Origin of the sequence: Hoeflea prorocentri (genome assembly GCF_027944115.1) — a bacterium.
Lineage (GTDB): Bacteria > Pseudomonadota > Alphaproteobacteria > Rhizobiales > Rhizobiaceae > Hoeflea_A > Hoeflea_A prorocentri.
In genome coordinates, this window is the sequence record NZ_JAPJZI010000002.1 from 382,651 (window position 1) to 401,392 (window position 18,742).

The 18,742-nt window shown below is 57.9% G+C and carries 18 protein-coding genes; 7 read left to right on the forward strand and 11 right to left on the reverse strand.

From position 1 onward, the window contains the following. Positions 1-11 precede the first annotated feature (11 nt). From OQ273_RS23370 to OQ273_RS23405, 8 genes are all read right to left on the reverse strand, one after another. A complete protein-coding gene (locus tag OQ273_RS23370; protein WP_267993512.1) occupies positions 12-1,313 on the reverse strand; it encodes an NAD(P)/FAD-dependent oxidoreductase in 1,302 nt (433 codons plus the stop codon). Positions 1,314-1,363: 50 nt separating this feature from the next. Continuing rightward, positions 1,364-1,504: a cytochrome bd-I oxidase subunit CydX gene (gene cydX / locus OQ273_RS23375; protein WP_267993513.1), complete on the reverse strand. Its 141-nt coding sequence runs from the start codon at positions 1,502-1,504 to the stop codon at positions 1,364-1,366. Between the two features lie 14 nt (positions 1,505-1,518). Further along, positions 1,519-2,682, reverse strand: a complete 1,164-nt coding sequence (gene cydB, locus OQ273_RS23380; protein WP_267993514.1) for a cytochrome d ubiquinol oxidase subunit II — start codon at positions 2,680-2,682, stop codon at positions 1,519-1,521. 5 nt (positions 2,683-2,687) lie between these two features. Then, positions 2,688-4,355: a cytochrome ubiquinol oxidase subunit I gene (locus tag OQ273_RS23385; RefSeq protein WP_267993515.1), complete on the reverse strand. Its 1,668-nt coding sequence runs from the start codon at positions 4,353-4,355 to the stop codon at positions 2,688-2,690. A 127-nt stretch (positions 4,356-4,482) separates the two neighbouring features. After that, positions 4,483-6,081, reverse strand: a complete 1,599-nt coding sequence (locus tag OQ273_RS23390) for an amino acid ABC transporter ATP-binding/permease protein (RefSeq protein WP_267993516.1) — start codon at positions 6,079-6,081, stop codon at positions 4,483-4,485. Then, complete coding sequence (locus OQ273_RS23395; protein WP_267993517.1) at positions 6,078-7,748, reverse strand: ABC transporter ATP-binding protein/permease; 1,671 nt, start codon at positions 7,746-7,748, stop codon at positions 6,078-6,080. The genes OQ273_RS23390 and OQ273_RS23395 overlap by 4 nt, the downstream gene beginning before the upstream one ends. 1 nt (position 7,749) lies before the next feature. After that, complete coding sequence (locus OQ273_RS23400; RefSeq protein ID WP_267993518.1) at positions 7,750-8,472, reverse strand: Crp/Fnr family transcriptional regulator; 723 nt, start codon at positions 8,470-8,472, stop codon at positions 7,750-7,752. A 354-nt stretch (positions 8,473-8,826) separates the two neighbouring features. Continuing rightward, positions 8,827-9,852 carry a LacI family DNA-binding transcriptional regulator gene (locus OQ273_RS23405; protein ID WP_333781709.1) on the reverse strand — a complete coding sequence of 342 codons (1,026 nt, stop codon included), beginning with the start codon at positions 9,850-9,852 and terminating at the stop codon, positions 8,827-8,829. A gap of 413 nt (positions 9,853-10,265) precedes the next feature. Between OQ273_RS23405 and OQ273_RS23410 the strand changes: the two genes are divergently transcribed. The 4 genes from OQ273_RS23410 (at position 10,266) to OQ273_RS23425 (ending at position 13,501) form a co-directional block, all read left to right on the forward strand. Beyond that, on the forward strand, positions 10,266-10,775 hold the full coding sequence (locus OQ273_RS23410) for a TRAP transporter small permease (RefSeq protein ID WP_267993519.1): 510 nt from the start codon (positions 10,266-10,268) through the stop codon (positions 10,773-10,775). Next, the gene (locus OQ273_RS23415; protein ID WP_267993520.1) at positions 10,772-12,055 is read left to right on the forward strand and encodes a TRAP transporter large permease subunit; all 1,284 of its coding nucleotides are present in this window, start codon (positions 10,772-10,774) and stop codon (positions 12,053-12,055) included. Before OQ273_RS23410 ends, OQ273_RS23415 begins: the two co-directional genes overlap by 4 nt. A 19-nt stretch (positions 12,056-12,074) precedes the next feature. Beyond that, positions 12,075-13,049: a DctP family TRAP transporter solute-binding subunit gene (locus tag OQ273_RS23420; protein ID WP_267993521.1), complete on the forward strand. Its 975-nt coding sequence runs from the start codon at positions 12,075-12,077 to the stop codon at positions 13,047-13,049. A gap of 122 nt (positions 13,050-13,171) precedes the next feature. Next, entirely contained in the window at positions 13,172-13,501 is a 330-nt protein-coding gene (locus tag OQ273_RS23425; protein ID WP_267993522.1) for a hypothetical protein, read from the forward strand. A gap of 40 nt (positions 13,502-13,541) precedes the next feature. Here the strand turns inward: OQ273_RS23425 and OQ273_RS23430 are convergent, their stop codons facing one another. From OQ273_RS23430 to OQ273_RS23440, 3 genes are read right to left on the reverse strand one after another with little or no spacing between them, the layout of a single operon-like run. Further along, a complete protein-coding gene (locus OQ273_RS23430) occupies positions 13,542-13,685 on the reverse strand; it encodes a hypothetical protein (protein ID WP_267993523.1) in 144 nt (47 codons plus the stop codon). Then, positions 13,651-14,448 carry a pyrroline-5-carboxylate reductase family protein gene (locus OQ273_RS23435; RefSeq protein WP_267993524.1) on the reverse strand — a complete coding sequence of 266 codons (798 nt, stop codon included), beginning with the start codon at positions 14,446-14,448 and terminating at the stop codon, positions 13,651-13,653. The genes OQ273_RS23430 and OQ273_RS23435 overlap by 35 nt, the downstream gene beginning before the upstream one ends. Next, positions 14,436-15,629: an alpha-hydroxy acid oxidase gene (locus OQ273_RS23440; RefSeq protein WP_267993525.1), complete on the reverse strand. Its 1,194-nt coding sequence runs from the start codon at positions 15,627-15,629 to the stop codon at positions 14,436-14,438. The genes OQ273_RS23435 and OQ273_RS23440 overlap by 13 nt, the downstream gene beginning before the upstream one ends. Before the next feature lie 146 nt (positions 15,630-15,775). On the opposite strand from OQ273_RS23440, the gene OQ273_RS23445 reads away from it, so the two are divergent. Genes OQ273_RS23445 through OQ273_RS23455 form a run of 3 tightly spaced genes read left to right on the forward strand, consistent with a single transcriptional unit; the run spans position 15,776 to position 18,730 of the window. Next, positions 15,776-16,522 (forward strand): GntR family transcriptional regulator, encoded by a 747-nt coding sequence (locus OQ273_RS23445; protein WP_267993526.1) that lies wholly within the window; start codon positions 15,776-15,778, stop codon positions 16,520-16,522. A gap of 31 nt (positions 16,523-16,553) precedes the next feature. Beyond that, positions 16,554-17,453: a 4-hydroxy-tetrahydrodipicolinate synthase gene (gene dapA / locus OQ273_RS23450; protein ID WP_267993527.1), complete on the forward strand. Its 900-nt coding sequence runs from the start codon at positions 16,554-16,556 to the stop codon at positions 17,451-17,453. Then, complete coding sequence (locus OQ273_RS23455) at positions 17,450-18,730, forward strand: metal-dependent hydrolase family protein (RefSeq protein ID WP_267993528.1); 1,281 nt, start codon at positions 17,450-17,452, stop codon at positions 18,728-18,730. The genes dapA and OQ273_RS23455 overlap by 4 nt, the downstream gene beginning before the upstream one ends. Positions 18,731-18,742 lie beyond the last annotated feature (12 nt).

Below are 18,742 nucleotides of genomic sequence, written 5' to 3' on the forward strand. Positions count from 1 at the left end.
TCTCTTTCTCCTTATGCCCGGCCACGTAGCATGGCGTTATAGGTGGCTTTGAGCGCCACCTCTTTCATCAGCCAACTGATCCACAGTTCTTCGAGCGGGGCGATCACGCCTGGGAAGGACGGGACGAGGTTGTTGTTGTAGTCGAACTCCACCAGCATCGCGCGGCCGATGCGGGTAATCAGCGGGCATGATGTGTAGCCGTCATAGGTCTGTGTGCCCTCCCGGCCTTCGATGGCGGCGACGAGATGGTCCTCGACCACCGGAACCTGCCATTTGACGCTTGCCGCTGTTTTGCCCTTTGGTACGCCGGCGACATCGCCCAGGGCGAAGATCTCGGGATAGCGAAGGTGGTGCAGGGTCTGCCTGTCCGCTTCGACCCAGCCCTGGTCGGTCCAGCGGTCTGCCCAGGCAAGCCCGGACTGGACCACAAACTCAGGCGCGCGTTGCGGTGGAATGACGTGGATGTAGTCGTAGTCGACCACTTCCGTCCCCGTGTCGGTTGCGAATGTCGCGCGTTTTGCACCGGCGTCGATTGCGGTCAATGTGCGCTTCATCATGGTGCCGATGCCACGGTCCCGGAACAGCATGCGTACTTTCTCGGCCACGATCGGCACCCCGAAGAGTGTCGATTGCGGTGCTGCATAGACCATGTTTACGCGACCGGCATTGCCCGCCCGGCGGGCGATGTCGTCAATCAGGAATGCATGTTTGAGCGGCGCGCCCGCGCATTTCATTTCGGTCGCCGGGCGCGTGAAAAGCGCTGTGCCGCCGTCCTGGGTAAAGCGATTTGCAGCCGCCCATGTCCGGGCGGCATATTCGGGGCCGGCGTAAAGCGCGCCGATGCCGTTCTCACCGACCAGGTCAAGACTGAAGCCGTCAATGGCGTCGTGGTCCAGGATCAGTCCTGGTGCGACAACGAGCCAGTCATAACCGAGTGTTTCACCGCTCTCGGTCGAAACAGTCTTGGTTTCGGCATCGACTGCAGCCACGCGCTCGGGCAGCAAGGTGACGCCATCGGGCAACCAGTCCGTGGTTCTTGAAACCACATAGCCGGCCGGTCTCAGTCCCGTCGCGACCAGTGACAAACCGGGCTGGTAGAGATGGTCCCGGCGGGGATCGATCAGCGTGATCCGTGCCCCTTCAAGACGATGCACCAGACGGTTTGCCAAAGCGGTTCCGGCGGCGCCTGCGCCGATAATGACGATCCGGGCAGATGTCCGGACCGGGTTGGCCTTTGCAGTTCTGTGCCGTGCGACAAGCGTTGCGGCCGCGCTGCCAAATGCTGCTGTTTTCAGAAATTGTCGTCTGTCCATTCTTTCCTCCCTCCGGCGGGCGCCGCAGAAAGCGGCGCCCCGCCTATTCGTCATTCGCCCAAAACCGCCGGTGACGGTTCGTCATCCTCTTCGGCGAGCTTGCGGTCGCGCTGAAGTTCGAGCCACATTGCATTCATGACGGCAAAGATCGCGGCAAGGGGAAGGCCAAGCAGCCAGGCGAAATACCACATCGCACTCTCCTTTCTCAGTAAACGGTGTCGGAGTTGCCGGTGACATCTGCCTCGGTGACCTTGCCCCACAATACTTTGTAGACCCAGGCGGTGTAGGCGAGGATCAGCGGCATAAAGATCACCGTGCAGACCAGCATGATGAACAGCGTCTGGTGCGAGGACGATGCGTCCCAGACGGTCAGCGAGCTTTTCGGATCGACGGTTGACGGCAGGATGAAGGGGAACATCGTCAGTCCGACAGACGATATGACGCCGGTGATGCCGAGTTTTGACCACAGAAGCGTTGAAACCTCCCGGCCGGCGCGCAAACCCCGAATGGCAAGCGCCATACCCAGGAACCCCATTCCCGGAGCGACGGCAATCCATGGGCGTTCGGAATAGGCCGTAAGCCAGGTTCCGCCGTGCGTCACTTCGGAATAAAGCGGGTTCGACGGGCCATCTGTGACAATTTCACCGACAATGGCGAACCCGTCGACACCGGTTGCCAACCACAGACCGGCCAGGGCGTAGCCGCCCATCGCGACGAACCCGGCGATGGTGCCGATGCTGCGGGCGCGCGCGGCCACGGCCCCTTCGGACTTGAGGCAGAGCCATGCCGCACCGTGCATCAGCAGCATCGAAAACGACACAATACCGGCGATCAATGCAAACGGCCGCAACAAGCCGATGAACTTGATCAGAAAGTTGCCGTCATAGCGCGACATCAGCATGTCATTGAGGTGGAAGGGCACGCCCAAAAGCACGTTGCCGACCGCGACTCCGAATAGCAGCGCCGGAACGGCACCGCCCGCGAACAGAGCCCAGTCCCAGCTGTTGCGCCATCTCATGCTGTCGCGTTTTGAGCGGTACTTGAAGGCCACGGGCCGCACAATCAAGGCGGCAAGGACGACAAACATGGCAAGGTAGAAGCCGGAAAAACTGACGGCATAGAGCGGTGGCCAGGCGGCAAAGATCGCACCGCCGCCGAGGATGAACCAGACCTGGTTGCCTTCCCAGACGGGTCCGACCGTATTGATCGCAATGCGCCGTTCAACATCCGTCTTGGCGACAAAAGGCAGGAGCGCGCCCACACCCATGTCAAAGCCGTCGGTCAGAGCGAAGCCGATCAGCAGCACCCCAAGGAGTGCCCACCAGATTACGCGCAGGATATCGTAGCTGATAAGGTCGTGGAGGATCATTGCACTTACTCCGCAGGGGTTGCGCTTGGCCCGGGGACACCGGCATCGACCGCCGAGGCGGCGCGGGCACCGGCCGGTGCAAAGGGGCCGTTCCCGTCATGGGTGCGCAGACGATGTTCGTGACGCGCTTCCCAGGCGTCGGTTTCAGCCACGTCCTGGAAGGGGCCCTTGCGAATGTATTTCAGCATCAGGCCCATCTCGACGATGAAGAGGATCGTGTAGAAGATCATGAAGCCCGCAAGGGTGATCAGAAGGTCCTGAACACTCAGGTGGCTGACCGAGAGAGCCGTGGGCAGGACACCATCCACGGTCCAGGGCTGGCGGCCGAATTCAGCAACGAACCAACCCAATTCAGCGGCAATCCAGGGTGTCGGAATTGCAAAGACGGCAGCCCAGAGCGCCCAGCGCGGATAAGTCTGCCTCTTGAATGATGAGCGGTAGAAGAAATAGGCCATCACGCCGATGAAGGCGAAGCCGAGACCCACCATGATCCGGAAGGCCCAGAACAGCGGCCATACGGTCGGGATGGTATCCTCGGCGGCCTGTGCGATCTGCTCCAGCGTCGCATTGCGCGGATCATCCACATAGCGCAGCAGAAGATAGGCAAAGCCCAGATCGGCTGAATGCTCTTCAAATGTCGCGCGAACCTCTGCCGGTGTCGCATCGCGCTGATCGCGGATCGTCTGAAGGGCGTCGTAGGCGATGATGCCGCGTTCGACGCGGGCACGCCCTTCTTCCACCAACTCTTCAATACCGGGAATTTCCTGTGTCAGCGAACGGGTTCCGATCAGGCCCATCGCCCAGGGGATTTCGATGGCGTAATGTGTCTCGCGTGCATCCTGATCCGGAAAGCCGACCACGGTGAAGGGTGCCGGCGCGGCGTGGGTGTCCCACATGCCCTCGATGGCTGCGAGTTTCATGCGTTGGGTGTGGCTGGCCGAATAGCCGGATTCGTCGCCAAGAACGACCACGGAGAGGGCAGCGGCCAATCCGAACGACGCCGCGATTGTCATCGACCGGCGGGCAAGCTCCACGTGTCGGTCCTTGAGAAGATACCAGGCCGAAACGCCAAGGACGAAGATTGCGGCGGTCACATAGCCTGCCGATACGGTGTGCACGAATTTCGCCTGTGCGACCTCATTGAAGAGCACGTCGAAAAACGACGTCATCTCCATGCGCATCGTATCGGGATTGAATTGCGCGCCCACCGGGTTCTGCATCCAGCCGTTCGCGATCAGGATCCAGAGCGCGGAGAAGTTGGAGCCAATCGCCACCAGCCAGGTAACGACGAGGTGCTGAACACGGCTCAGCTTGTCCCATCCGAAGAAGAAGAGGCCGACAAAGGTCGCCTCGAGGAAGAAGGCCATCAACCCTTCGATGGCAAGCGGTGCGCCGAAGATGTCGCCCACATAGTGGCTGTAGTAACTCCAGTTCATCCCGAACTGGAATTCCATGGTGATCCCGGTGGCAACACCGAGTACGAAGTTGATCCCGAACAGCGTGCCCCAGAACTTTGTCATTTGCCGCCAGACCGGTCGACCGGTCATGACGTAGACGGTCTCCATGATCGCAACGATGACCGACAGGCCAAGCGTCAGCGGCACAAAAAGAAAATGGTACATGGCTGTCATCGCGAATTGCAGACGCGACAGTTCGACGACATCGAGCTCCATTGGACGCCCTCCTTGGGTTTGCGCAGGGTTCCGGCCGGGTCGATCACGGGCCGAGTCGGGCTCCACAGCGCTTCAGGAGGCGGTGTACATCTGCATCCCCGGTAACTTCGGTGACATCGTCACCAAGTCATGATGTCAGTCGGACGCAGATATCGAAGACCTGATGATCCGCACCACGATGCATGGCGACCACGACAAGCGTGTCCGGAAGCGCTTGCCGTAACCCGGTCAAAACGGAATCCGCGATGGTTGCGTCGAGACCTTCAGTTGGTTCGTCCAGTAGCAAAATCTGGGGCTTTTTCAACAGGATACGGGCCAATGCCAGCCGTCGCGCCTGTCCCCCCGACAAGCCCGCTCCGGCTTCGCCAAGCTGTGTGTCCAGGCCATCGCGGCCGTGAAGGTCGTGTGCCAGATGGACGGTATCGAGGGCCGCCAATAATGCGTCGTCGGTGAAATCGCCTGCGAGTGACAAGTTGTCACGGACGGTGCCGGCGATCAGCGCGCTGCGCTGAGGCAGGACAGCGAGCATTTTTCGCAAGGATGCCTCGGACCATGCGCTTGGCGGTATTCCCCTGATGAAAATGCCACGGTCGTCGTCAAGACCGGCGATCTGCATCAACAAGGTGGATTTGCCAACACCCGACGGCCCGGTCACGACAACCGCCTGACCCGCTTCCAGTTCGATCTTGAGATCGTCCCTCTCCACCGCTAGCAGCGGCCCGGCGGCGGTATGCAGCTTGCCTGAAGCCGTTGGCTCATTGGCTGCCTGCGGGACCACACGCCGTGCCGCGCCAACCATACGGCCAAGGTCGCAGAACCCTCGCAGGAGAGGCATAAGGGCCTCGGCAAGCGTCAGGGAGACAAACAGCCCGATAACCGCTTTCGCCGGTCCGATATCGCCGGCCCCGAGCAATCGGGCGCCCATCAGAAATGCGCCCATGGCGACCAGCGCCACCAGAAGGGAAAACACAAAGCCGGCGTTTCGTTGCGCCACGTCCAGGCTTCGTGCCGCATCCCGTGCCTGTTCATCAAGCGCGCGCAGATGGCTTTCCTTGCGCGGAAGTTGCGCGGCCAGGATCAGCGCCTCGCGATCCCGGATCGTGTCTATGACACCGCGGCGCAGGAGCTGACCGGCCTCTTCTGCAGCGGCCGACGGCGCAATGGTCCGGCGCACAAGAAAGGCAAGTGTCAAAGCCGCCACGGGCACATAGCCGGCAAGGACGATTGTTGCGACGGGCCAGCCAATCAGCCATGTGAGCACCAAAAAGACCAGGCCATGTGTCACGAGGGCGGCCGAAACCGGCAGCGCCAGTCTCAGGATCAGACCGTCCAATGCGTCTACGTCGGAGATAATCCGGGTCAGCGCGCCCTCGCTACGCAGTCCCGACAACTCTTTTGCATTGCCTTTTGCATATCCGCGCAAGAGCACGACGCGCAGCACGGCCAACGCCCGGAGCGTCGCGTCATGGGTCAACAACCGCTCTCCGTAGCGCGCTGCCGCGCGACCCAGGGCAAGGAACCTGACGCCCGCAGAAGGGCGGAACACGTCGAAGGCGATGCCAATCCCGGCCAGCCCGGCCAAACCGGTCGCGGTGATGAACCAGCCCGACAGACCGAGAAGCGCGGCCCCCATCGCCAACACGACAACAGACAATGCCGCGCCCCGCGCCATCGCCCATCTGTCAGCGTTTAAAAGCAAGATCACGATGCGGAGCACCGGCTTCATGACCGAAGCTCCACTTGAGTATCCATGGCGGCAGCCAGGTCGGGATCGTGGGTTGCCACGATAATGGTCCGTCCGTCCTGCTTAAGCCTTTGCAACGCGCTGGTGATCCGGTGTGCCGTTTTGCGGTCAAGGTCGGCTGTGGGTTCGTCGGCGAGGATAAGATCGGCGCCGGTGAAAATGGCGCGCGCAAGAAGCAGCCTGCGCGCTTCGCCCCCCGAGACACCGCCGCCGGTTTCACCGAGGCGTGTCTCCAACCCATGCGGGAGCTGCTTGACGACATCAGCGGCGTCAGCCAGCCGGAGCGCAGGCCATGGATCGCGGCCGCTCTGCCGCGTGTCCAGCCAGTCTGCGAGCGTTTCATCCGGAAAATGCGGGCGCTGGGGCATCATGGCAATGCGGGCGCGCCATGCATCGGCCGTGTCCTCATTCAGTCTGTGTCCGCAGACATCGATTTTTCCGTCAACCAAAGGCACCAATCCGGCGATCGCCGCCAGTGCTGTCGTCTTGCCGGCGCCGCTCGCCCCGGTGAGCGCCAGCGTGCCGCCTTGGCCTACAGCGCAATCGGCGAGCCGCACCGGTCGGCTGCCAAGCCTGGCAACGGCGCCCGCGACCGACACGCTGACGGGACCGTCGAGTTGGTCGGACGGCAGACCCGTGCCGATAAAGGAGACACGGTCTGCTGCATCCAGTGCGTCCAGTTCCGCAACCACAGAGTAGCCCGCCGCCCGGTCGTGCCAGGCGGCGGCGAGCTCCCGCATCGGCTGGAAGAATTCCGGCGCGATAAGCATCAGGAACAGGCCTTGCCCGAGGCTCAGGCCGCCGCCCCAGGACCCGAAACCGATTTCTCCCAGGAGCGTAAACCCGACAAAAACGGCAACCATCGCCACGCCCAGGGCTGAAAACAACTCAAGCACTGTTGATGACAGGAACGCGATGCGCAGAACCGCCATGGTTCGTGCCCGAAGGTTCTCGGCCCGGACGCCGAAATCTTCCGCGGCCCGGTCGGTTGCTCCCAGAAGCCTGATATCGAGCAATGCGGACAACCGATCCATCACCATGTCGTTCATCGTGCCGATCTCATCCATCTGGCGTTTTGAGGCGTCTTCCGCCGCCATCCCAACCAGTGCCATGAAGACCGGGATCAGCGGGCCTGCAATGAGGAGCGTCAGCCCCACGACCCAAGACTGTGAAAATGCAAGGACAAGCAGAAGCAGCGGCAGGATCGACACGCGTATCATCGCGACGTGGTACCGCGTGATCCAGGGCTGCAAGAGCGGCAGCTTTTGAACGATGAGCGATGCGATCGATGCAGACCCGGCATCCGTCGGGGACCGGGCTTCACGCGCGATCAGCGCCGCCCGTTCGCGAGCGATGGTCTGATCGGCCGCTTCGAACAACAGCGCAGCAGCGCGATGCTCAAGCCCTGCCCGCAGAAGAGCACATACGACAAACACAGCCGCCGCGAGCCCCGTGGGCCCGATCGGCGGAACACCCTTTGCCCATGCCGAAACCGCCCACGCAATGGCAGCCGCCTGTGCCGGCCAAAGCACCCCGGCAGAGACCGAAAGCCAGCCCGCGATTGTGAGGTTTTTCGCTACCGGGGCAATGATGCGCTGTTTGGCTCTCTGTCTGGATTGTGACGCCGTATCGGTTTTCCCGTTTTCCATGTCACTGTGGCCGCTTGTGTCCCGATGCCCGGCTGCTGTGGTTTTCCGAAAGACCGGTGTCAGGGCTGCAAGCCGAAAAGCTGCCCGTCGACAAGCGCGCCAGAGCCTCCGGAGCGCCAAGTCTGATGCGCCCGCGCTCTTGCACGATCCAGCCTTTCACGGCGAAACTCCTCAGCTTTCGAGACACGACTTCCCTGGCTGTCAAAAGGTCGTCGGCAATCTCCAGATGTGTCGCGACAACCTGGCCGGAATGCGCGTGGTTCAAAAGCCAATCCGCGATTCGCTGGTCGAGGCTGACCACGTTCCTGGAGGATATGCGTGCAAAGAAGGTTGGCAGGCGATTGGCGTGTGTTGCAAACAACGCCTGCCGAAACGCCATCTGTCCATGGACCAGCAAGACGAGGCTCGTCGGATGCAGTTCGATCCATCTGCAAGGCGCCGTGGATGCAGCGCGAACTGCAATTTGCCGGTCTGACAGTATGGCTGCAGTCACAGGCATGCAGTCCTGCCCCTCAATTGCCCTGCATTCAGCCCACGGAACGTGCCTGCCCCTGGTGCGGAAGTGAACTGTCAACCGACCGGAGATCAGCAGGATGAACGCCTTGGGGTGGCCTTGCCACCGGAACGCCGTCTGACCCTCGCCGGCATGACGCACGACACCACCGGCATCAAGGACGGCCTGCTGTAGGGAGAAGCATTTGTTCGCTGTTGCGTCAGATCTCATCCGCGCCTCCATTTTGCCCTGGCCCTGAGAGCCCGGCTGTCGGCGGGTTGGCAATCAAAGGTCTTCAAGGCGATTCTCCACAGATCGTGGAGATGAGGTGCCACAGACTGGTCTGATGCGACGGTGACTTGGTCACAGAGCCGGGTGTGGCGGCTGGTCTGACCCCGCGGACAGATGCATGAACCCGACAAGACTTTTGACTGCCGGAGGCTGCATCCGTTCGGTGGCGTCAAGCAATTCAGGGTGACGGAATGGCGATTTAGGAAGCGTTGCGACATTCGCCGATCGCAATGCGTGCTGAACTCAACTCCCTATTGAAGGCCGGTTGCTCACCATCAGCAGTCGGGATGCATCTTAAGTCGTGTTACCCAAAACCAGATTGGTTGGAACGGTAATGACGGGTTCGACCGGTTTGTCGTCCATCAAACTCAAAACGCAGTTCGATGCCGTCTGACCGACTCCGAACCGGTCCACGTCAATGGTTGTCAGATGCGTGCGCACCGATTGCGCCAGTGACGTTCCGTTGAATCCTGCGGCTGCGATTCTGTCCGGAACTTCAAAGCCCTGTGCGTGCAACCAGGACAATCCGCCCATGGCCATCGCATCGTTCAGATAGAAAATTGCATCGCAATCCGGTGCGTCCTCAATGAGCCGCTTGGTAAGCTCTCTTCCTGAAGCCGCCTGTCGCGGAAGCGCGTCGTCATGCACCTGTTTCACTTCTATTCCGGCGCCGTGCATAACCTCGACAAAGCCGGAAAGCCTGCGTCCGGCCAAGATGTCTTTGTTGAGTTCGGCCCCAACATAGGCGGGCCGTTGAAACCCGCGCGCCAGAAAATGTTCCGCTATTTTTTGCCCCGCTTCGCAATGGGACGGACCAACTGAGCAGTCGACGCCCTGGCCCTTGATGTCCCAGATTTCGATGACAGGACAACCCCAGTTGCGCAACAGGCTGCGGGACTGTTCAAGCCGTTCAAGACCGCCATATATGATAAAGGCGGCGGGCTGGAGAGACAGAATCGTGCTGATCGCTTCAACCTCGACATTCGGATCATAAAGCGACTCACCAACAAATGTGGTCAGCCCGCGGGGCCGGAGCACCGAGTTCATTCCACTTACCATCTCTCCAAAGATCACGTCACTTAAGGAAGGCAGGACCACGCCCACCAGATTGCTTGTCCTTGAGCTTAGAGAGCCGGCCAGCTTGTTTGGTACGTAGCCCAGTTCCTGAACGGCATCCCTGATCTTTTTCTGGGTCTTTTCAGAAATGCTGCCACGGCCGCGCAGGACTTTCGAAACTGTCATCGAGCTCACGCCAACATGGTTGGCCACATCAACCAAGGTAACCTTTGACAGTTTCATTTGCTCGTTTTCGTCCGCCATTTTCCCCTGCCTGCCTACCTAGGCAGATATCTTGAAAGGCAACAACCGGCAAACAGGCCGGGTGGCCTACAAATATATTTCCGATGATAGCGCTCAAAACAATGTTTGCATCGAATGATGTGACATCTCCTTAAAGCCGATGGCGAAATTAAAGGGGAAAGACCCGGGCGGTGACCTGCGGAGCAATGCCGTTCGATGCGGGCGGAATTCTCCCTGTTTTTGTTTTCCGGATCGGACGGTTGCCGGTCGACCGGACGGCCCGGCTCGCCGAAAACCTTCTCGTTCCTGTTGGCTGTGTGGTTCCCCAACGCTCGTCAAATCGGAATAGGCTAAGCAACGCAACGCTGGCAAATGACATCCTTGACAGGTCTTTGGGTTATCGATAACCTTATTATCTGGTTGGGAGGCCTGACTTGCAAGTCTTTCTTAGAAAATTCTGGTCCGGAGTGGACGCTGCCATCGCGCTTGTGCTGATCGTCATGATTGCGATGGTGTTTGCGAATGTGGTGCTGCGTTACGGGTTTTCGTCCGGGATTCGTGAGGCAATCGAACTCTCGCGGCTTGGTTTGGTCTGGCTCGTCATGGTCGGCGCGGCGGTTGTGCTAAGGCGCAGCGAACATCTCGCCGTACATGAGATTATTCTGCTGCTGCCAAAGCCAATCACGCTGTTTCTGAGGCGCCTGGCTTACTGTGTCATCCTCGTTTCGGTACTGATGCTGTTCTGGGGGACCTGGAAACAAACTGCCGCGAACTGGCAGAATATTTCTCCGCTGACGGGGCTGCCTTCCGGTCTTTTCTATCTCGCCGGGGTGGTGTCTTCGTTCATGATGAGTGCGATTGCGATTGTCCGGATCATCAACCCGGATGCGCGCCTTGACGGGGGCATTGACGATGATCTGGCGCGTCAGGAGTTTGACGCGTGACACTTGTTATATTCCTGTCCGTCCTGATTGTCGGAATCCTCCTGGGCCTGCCCGTTGCGTTCTCGCTGTTGCTCTCCGCCATGGCGCTGATGCTCCACATGGACATGTTCAGCTCCGACATCATGGCGCAATCCCTGATAAACGGCGTCAATAGCTTTCCACTCCTGGCAATCCCCTTTTTCCTTGTTGCGGGAGAGGTCATGTCCGTTGGCGGATTGTCCCAGCGCATCGTTCGTCTTGCGACGGCGATGCTGGGCCACCGGCGTGGCGGGCTTGGATATGTGGGCATATTCACCGCCGTTCTTATCGCGGGTCTGTCCGGTTCGGCCGTTGCCGATGCCGCGGCGCTGGTCTCCATCATCTACCCCATGATGAAAAAGGCCGGTTATCCCGAAGGCCGCTCGCTCGGCCTGCTTGCCTCGGGCGGGATCATCGCACCGGTCATACCACCGTCCTTGCCGCTGATCCTGATCGGCGTTGCTGGGGGTATCTCAATCAAAAACCTGTTTCTCGGCGGTATCGCACCGGGTCTCATGATGGGGATAACTCTCGTCATTTTGTGGAATATCCTGATGCGCCGGGAGGACCTTGAGGTGCTGCCAAAGGCAACCGCGGCGGAAAGGCTCACGGCCTTCCGCGAGGGTTTTTGGGCCCTGCTGTTGCCGATCATAATCATTGGCGGCATTCGGTTTGGCGTGTTTACGCCCACGGAGGCGGCTGTTGTCGCTGCTGTCTACGCGATCATCGTCTCTACGGTCATCTACCGTGAACTGAACTGGCAACGGTTTTACGGGGTTCTGGTATCGGCGGGCCGGTCGACGGCCATGGTCATGTTCCTTGTCGGATGCGCCATGGTCGCAGCGTGGCTTATCACAATTGCTCAACTGCCGCAGCAGCTGGCGGATTTGCTTGGCCCGCTGATCGATCAACCGCGCCTTTTGATGCTCGTGATCATGATCTTTGTCCTGGCGATCGGCATGGTCATGGATCTTGCGCCAACGGTTCTGATCCTCGTGCCGCTGCTTATGCCGATCGTCCGCGAAGCGGAGATTAACGAGGTCTACTTCGGCCTGATGTTCATCATCAACACATCGATCGGTCTGATAACGCCGCCGGTTGGAAATGTTTTGAATGTGGTGTGTGGCGCCAGCCGCGTGCCTCTGTCTCGAGCCGTGACGGGAACAGCCCCGTTCATTCTGGCTTATCTGATGCTTCTTGGGCTCTTCATTGCCTTTCCGAGCATCATCATCATTCCGATGGAATTCTTCATCGGGAAATAACTTTATTGGAGGAACCCTTATGAAAGTGAAACATATTCTAGCTGCACTTTGCGCCATGGCCGCCTTGACGACACCGCTGGCCGCCGAAACCACGCTGCGTTTTGCCCACCCGACGCCTGAAGCGGATATTCAGCACAAGATGGCCGAGTTTTTCGCCGCAGAGCTGGCTGAGCGCAGCGGCGGAGAACTGAATGTGCAAATCTTTCCCGGCGGCCAGCTTGGGTCGGACGCTCAAGCCATTGACGGCACCCGTTCCGGCACCATCGATATCACGATTGCCGGGCTGAACAACTATACGGGTCTCGTGCCGGAGGCTGCGGCTTTCACCTTACCCTTTATGTTCCCGACCCGCGAAACGGCCTATCGCGTATTGGATGGCGATGTCGGACAGGGCGTTGGAAAAAACCTGGAAGAATTTGGTCTGGTGCTTCTGGGTTATCCGGAAAACGGCTTCCGGAATATGACGAACAACACCGGCCCCATCCGCGTACCGGCTGATGTCGAAGGGCTTCAGATGCGCGTCAACAACTCCCAGGCCTTGTCCGATATGTTTCAGGCTCTCGGTGCAAATCCGATCCAGCTTGACGTAAACGAGCTTTACACATCGCTCGAAACCGGAGTGGTCAACGCGCAGGACCACCCGGTTCCGGTCACACTTTCATTCCGTTTTTATGAGGTGCAGGATTACCTGTCGCTGACCCGTCACGCCTACTCTCCTCTTGGATGGGTCATGAACAAAGCCAAATTCGACAAGCTCTCACCTGAGATGCAGTCAACGCTTATGGAGGTTGCGGCGGAATCGGTCGCCCACCAGCGTGGCCTTGCGGTCGAAGGTGAGGACGCAATGCTGGCTCAACTGAGTGAACATCTTCAGATCAATGACGATGTCGACGGCGCCGCGTTCCAGGCAGCGGTACGCCCTGCTTGGGACGGCTTTGTTTCCGAGCATGGCGACACGCTGATCAATGCGATTCTGGAAGCTTCATCAAAATAGTCGTCCTTTCTCAAGCGACGACTGAGCTGACATGGTTGGGTGCGAGAGCACCCGGCCATCTTCTTTGCCGAAACCCTCAAATTTCCCCCACAGCCCGCAAGCCGGTCACGGGAACCGCCTCAATGATCAAACGATTCGCAATCTTCGAAGGCCACATCCCCGCGGACCGCCGCAAGGCGTTCCAACAAGCGGTCGTGGAGCGGCTGCTTCCGGCGGTCCGCAAGTTGCCCGGCGTCAACTCGGTTGCCGCCAATTTCAGCTTTGAGCGGGATGAGGGCGCACCGGAGATCGCGTTGATCCTTACGACAACCTACCGGACCTACGATACGTTGAAAACGGCCCTGGAAGGCCCGCAACGTAAAGACGCGCAACGGGTGACGGAGCAAATCTTTTCGGAGTTTGCCGAGTGTCGCATACACCACCACCTGACCAAAACGCTTCCCCATTCGTGACGAGAGTTCACTCGGGTCGAGGCGCGTTGCGGTGTCAATTTTACATGGCGTTCGGCAACATCAGGGCGGTATCGGGTACGATGACGAGGATGATCAGGGCGATCGGCACGGCGAGCCAGAGTGCGGCATACTTGCTACTTCCTGCCAGTTCACCCGTGGCGATATTCAATCTCTGACAACTCACGCGCCCTCTCACGTGCATCTATCAGGCAATTCTTTACGAGCTGCGACAACACGCCGTTCGCTTCCAATGACTTTAGGCCCGCCTCAGTGGTCCCCTCTTGGCTGGTGACACGGTTGCGAAGCTCACTCGCGCCCGGAAGGTCGGTATCAGCCAGCATCGCCGCTGCACCAACCATCACCTGAGTTACAATTGAATCAGCAATGTCTTGATGAATATCGAGATGCGCGCAGTTGGCGGCAAGATGTTCCACAAACTGGAAAAAGTAGGCGGGGCCGCTTCCAGCGATCGCTGTAAAGGAATCTATCTGCTGCTCGTCAATGCAAAATGACTTGCCGAGCTTGTCGTAAACGGATGTCAGGTTTTGAACCATGGCCTCAGAAACACCGTTAGCAATTGCGATTCCGATTGTTCCGCTGTTGAGCGCAACAGCCAGATTTGGCATGGCGCGGGCAACAACGACGGTGTCGGAGACGAGACCATTCAGTGTTGTCAGGCGAACACCGGCGGCGACCGATGTTACGATGTCTCCCGGGTTAAGCAGTTGCGCATGTGCTTCGAGAACCGAGGCGACATATTGAGGTTTGACCGCCAATACGACCATCTTTGATTGCCCGGTATCGCGAAGCAGAAAATCCGCGCTGCCGCAGCAAAGATCCGCGTTCAGATCCGCTACCGCAATGGAGTTCTCCGGTACACCTGCATTTATCCATCCGTCGTACATCGCCCGGCCCATCGCGCCGCCGCCGATTATCACGATGCCCATTGGCGTCCTTTCCCTCCCGATACACCACGCTGGATTAGATCGCGGACGTCTTTAACAGACCTGCAACCGCATTGGATCATTGCGTTTTCCAGGTCTCGCTTGAGGATGTTCAGAGCCTCTTGAGCGCCGTGTTTGACGTCCGCGGCGACCCCGTAGATGAAGGGTCTTCCCAAGAAGACAAAGTCAGCACCCTGGTGTATGGCCCGCATGACATCAAGACCGGACCTCACGCCTCCATCCACGAACACCGGCAACTCGTTTCCTACCGCGCTTCGGATTATCGGCAACTGCTCAAGGGACGAGGGCGCCGCGTCAAACTGGCGGCCCCCATGGTTTGACACCCATACCGCATCCACACCGGATAAAACTGCCTGCTTGGCATCTGCCGGCGACAAAACACCTTTCATTACGATTGGGCCTTTCCAACGCGCTCGAATTTCCGCGACGTAATTCCAATCCAGAGTACCTCCCAGTTCTTCTGCAAAGAACTGGGACTGATTGCGCATTTTGTCCTTGGGAACGTACTTTTCCAGCGTCAGAAACCTTGGCTCTCCTCTTAGAAGTGTAGAAATTGCCCATACCGGCTTGGACACAATACTCAGCCAGAATGCCAGGCCCTTGCGTGGCGGAACTGAAAGTCCGGCCCTTTTTTGTCGCTCTCTGACACTTGGAATAGGCACGTCAACTGTCAGAACGAGTGCTTTAAAACCCAAAGCGCTCGCCTGATCGATCATCACATCGCGGATGTTGCGGTCTCGTGTTGGATACAACTGAAACCAACCAAATGAACCACATTCTGATGCGATGGATTCCATCGTTTCAGCCGCGAGTGAACTCATGCAAAATGGAATGCCGGAAAGGCGTGCCAATTCTGCAAGACGAAGTTCCGCACCCGGCCAGACAAGGCTTGCCATGCCAACCGGCGCGATACCGATGGGTAGCTCAAAATCTTGCTCAAACACTCGCGTCTTAACGTCAGGGCAAACATGGCCGGCTAGGAAGCGCGGTTCGAGTTTGATATCAGCAAAAGCTCTCAAGTTGGCCTCAACCGTCTCTTCACGGCCGGTTCCGCATTCGAGGTATTCCATAGAAAAATGGGGAACTTTTTTTGTCGCGCGCTTTTGCAAATCCGAGATGCACGGAAAGCGTTCTCTTACCTTAAATATTTGTTTTTTCTCCATTTATCACCTTGGAGCTGCCGATCATAAACTCGGGATTGATTTTGTATCTCATTCAGTATACTAATTGCATACTGAAATTTTGTAAAGTTTGCATACAACGATGAAATCGATGTTTGTCCGAGACGGCGAAGCTGAGGAGGGACGCAGTGTCTCAAGGTAAAAAGGCGAGCAGCGACGTCTACGATCGCTTGCGTACGGACATTTTGCGCATGCATCTCATGCCTGGCGACTATGTGGATGAAGCCAGCCTCGGGGAACGATACGGTATTTCGAGAACGCCTATCCGCGAGGCTCTTATTCGCCTTTCTGCAGATGGGCTGATTACATTTGGTGAAAAACGCGGCGCGCGCATCAGCTTTCTGCTGCTGCCGGATTTGCCGCGATATATGGAGGCATTGGATCTCCATAGGAGAACAGCCTGTCGTCTGGCCGCCATGCGGCGTCATGACCCGGAGATCCCACTCATCGCCGCTTCCCTCGAGGCCTTCAAGGCTCAGGGTAGTGCCGAGGGTGTAGGAAACGACGACATGAGTGCTGCTGTTGCTGACAGGGAAATGAAGCTCTACGAGCAGATCTCCGATGCGGGACATAACGCTTACATGGCCGATGGATTTGGCAAGGTCCTTCTTGTCGGATTGAGGATGATGCGTCTGCCCTATGCATATTCCCCCCGAAATGGACTGACCGTTAAAGAGTATCTGCAGCGGGTGTTTGAGGCGCACGACACCCTGTTTCAAGCCATCAGTGATCGCGACGGAGAACGGGCAGAACGGGTCGCTGGTGCTCTCCATAGCCTTTTGGTCAAGCGTCTGCGGGAGTTCAATGAAGAGAATTTGCTCTCTGATGTTTCGGTATCAGTGAAGCAAGAGTCTATCCAAAGTGAGAGTGAATGAGATGCTGATTGCGGCGAATCTTAGAGGCGTTATGACCGCACTTGTGACCCCGTTTGATAAACACAGTGATGTCGATGAGGGTGCATTGCGAGCACTTTGTCGAAGGCAGAAACAGGCTGGTGTGGGTGGCTTTGTCCCGGTCGGAGGTACCGGTGAGTATCCAGCATTGTCAAATGCCGAGCGCGCGCGGGTTGTCGAGATTGTTTCTCACGAGGCGTCGGGCAGTATCCCTGTATTGGCGGGTGTACTGCCAGCGGGATTTGAGGACGCGGTGGAGATCGGGAGATTGCTGCGAGATGCGGGGGCCGATGCGCTTATGCTGCTGACGCCGCACTATGCACCAGCCACCCAGGCTGGGATTGCAGAATACTATCGGCGCTACCGAGACGAGCTTCAGTGTCCAATCGTTCTTTATGAAATTCCAGGGAAAACCAATGTTGCGATGAGGGCGGAAACGATCGCCTCATTGGCGGAAGACGGAACGATCATCGGCATGAAGTATTCGAGCTATGATATGGCCGAGTTCATTCGTGTTGCGTCCGCTGTGCCTGATGAGTTTGCACTCCTCAGTGGCGAAGAGCCGCTGTTTGCGTCCCATCTGGCAGCCGGAGCAAAGGGCGGCATTCTCACCACGGTAAATGCTTTTCCTGAAATATGGGTGAGTATCTATAACAAGGTCGTGGTGGAGCATGATCTGCAAGGCGCCCTGAAAATCCAGGCGCAGCTGGACCCTCTGATTCAGGCCGCATTCTCGGAGACAAACCCCGGCCCACTAAAGTCCATTCTCGAAGAGGTCGGTTTTTCCTGTGGCAAACCCAGATTGCCGCTGTATCCGCCTGCAGGTGAAAACCTCCGGACCATAGCAAGCGCCGTGCGAGGCACCTTTGAAAAGTTCGGTTGTAGTTCGGCTCAAAGGGTTGAAAACGCATGACGCCGGTTTCCAACGATACACCGCCCGGCCGTTCTGCTGGTCCTTCCGGCGTTTTGCTGACGAATGGCCAGCTGATTGACGGTATTGAAGATCAAGCTGTCGACGGTTGCCATGTATATGTCGAAAATGGCGTCATCAAAGCGGTTGGAAAGGAGGCCTTGTCTTCTGCCGCAGAGCTTAAGATTGACCTGAAGGGCAAGTTCATTTTACCGGGTCTAATCGACTGTCATGTTCATGTAATCGCCACCACCGTCAGGCTTGCCGAAAATGCGCTTCAGTCGGACTCTCTGATCACAGCAAAATCCATCAGCATCTTAAAGGGAATGCTTGAAAGGGGCTTCACAACCGTGCGGGATGCCGGTGGAGCTGATTTCGGCCTACAGCAGGCCGTTGAGCACGGTTATATCGATGGGCCCAGATTGGTCATAAGCGGCAAAGCATTGTCACAGACAGGTGGTCATTCTGATTTTCGAGGCCGATACGACACAAGGTCGTCCGAGTGGTTCGCCACTCGACTGGGTGCACTTGGATATGCCGTGGATGGTGTTGAAAACCTGCGGTGCGCCATTCGCCAGCAGATCAAGGGCGGCGCAAATTTTGTGAAACTGATGGTCAATGGCGGTGTCGCCTCTCCGACGGACCCGATCAATTTCCTCGGGTTCGCTGAAGACGAGATTCGAGCAGCCGTTGAAGAAGCTGAAATGGCGCAAACTTATGTTGCGGGTCATTTGTACACTGCCGAGGCCATCAAGCGCGCAATACGATGCGGCTTGCGCAGTGTTGAACATGCGACACTTGTCGATGATGAAGGCGCAAACCTGATCCGACAATACAACGCTGTGGCAGTTCCCACCCTGATCATTTTTGAAGCGCTTCACCGCCACGGCCAGGCTCTGGGTTTCCCCGATGAAGCGATCGCAAAAATTGACTCGGTGAGACTACCGGGACTGACGTCGTTGGAAACGTTGAAGAAGGCGGGTGTGACGATGGGCTTTGGCTCGGATCTGTTGGGAGAACTGCATGATCTTCAGTCAGAAGAGTTTTTGCTAAGGTCTGAAGTCTTGTCAGCACAAGAAATCATCCGGTCTGCGACCTTGGACGCTGCGAAAGTCTTGCAGATGGAAGACGAAATTGGCTGCGTGCAAATCGGTGCGAACGCAGATCTCCTTGTTATGGATGAGGATCCTTTGCTCGATATCACCGCATTGAACAAACAAGGACGGAACATGCCGCTCATCATGAAGGGCGGCAAGTTTTACAAGAACATGCTGAATTAGCATGAAAATCGT

What these genes read in the sequence shown, in the direction of transcription:
- OQ273_RS23425 (WP_267993522.1), top strand. Translation starts at nt 13,172, where the DNA reads ATGATCAAACGATTCGCAATCTTCGAAGGCCACATCCCCGCGGACCGC.
- OQ273_RS23440 (WP_267993525.1), bottom strand. Translation starts at nt 15,629, where the DNA reads ATGGAGAAAAAACAAATATTTAAGGTAAGAGAACGCTTTCCGTGCATC.
- OQ273_RS23405 (WP_333781709.1), bottom strand. Translation starts at nt 9,852, where the DNA reads ATGGCGGACGAAAACGAGCAAATGAAACTGTCAAAGGTTACCTTGGTT.
- cydX (WP_267993513.1), bottom strand. Translation starts at nt 1,504, where the DNA reads ATGTGGTATTTCGCCTGGCTGCTTGGCCTTCCCCTTGCCGCGATCTTT.
- OQ273_RS23420 (WP_267993521.1), top strand. Translation starts at nt 12,075, where the DNA reads ATGAAAGTGAAACATATTCTAGCTGCACTTTGCGCCATGGCCGCCTTG.
- OQ273_RS23385 (WP_267993515.1), bottom strand. Translation starts at nt 4,355, where the DNA reads ATGGAGCTCGATGTCGTCGAACTGTCGCGTCTGCAATTCGCGATGACA.
- OQ273_RS23400 (WP_267993518.1), bottom strand. Translation starts at nt 8,472, where the DNA reads ATGAGATCTGACGCAACAGCGAACAAATGCTTCTCCCTACAGCAGGCC.
- OQ273_RS23435 (WP_267993524.1), bottom strand. Translation starts at nt 14,448, where the DNA reads ATGGGCATCGTGATAATCGGCGGCGGCGCGATGGGCCGGGCGATGTAC.
- dapA (WP_267993527.1), top strand. Translation starts at nt 16,554, where the DNA reads ATGACCGCACTTGTGACCCCGTTTGATAAACACAGTGATGTCGATGAG.
- OQ273_RS23395 (WP_267993517.1), bottom strand. Translation starts at nt 7,748, where the DNA reads ATGGAAAACGGGAAAACCGATACGGCGTCACAATCCAGACAGAGAGCC.
- OQ273_RS23455 (WP_267993528.1), top strand. Translation starts at nt 17,450, where the DNA reads ATGACGCCGGTTTCCAACGATACACCGCCCGGCCGTTCTGCTGGTCCT.
- OQ273_RS23370 (WP_267993512.1), bottom strand. Translation starts at nt 1,313, where the DNA reads ATGGACAGACGACAATTTCTGAAAACAGCAGCATTTGGCAGCGCGGCC.
- OQ273_RS23390 (WP_267993516.1), bottom strand. Translation starts at nt 6,081, where the DNA reads ATGAAGCCGGTGCTCCGCATCGTGATCTTGCTTTTAAACGCTGACAGA.
- cydB (WP_267993514.1), bottom strand. Translation starts at nt 2,682, where the DNA reads ATGATCCTCCACGACCTTATCAGCTACGATATCCTGCGCGTAATCTGG.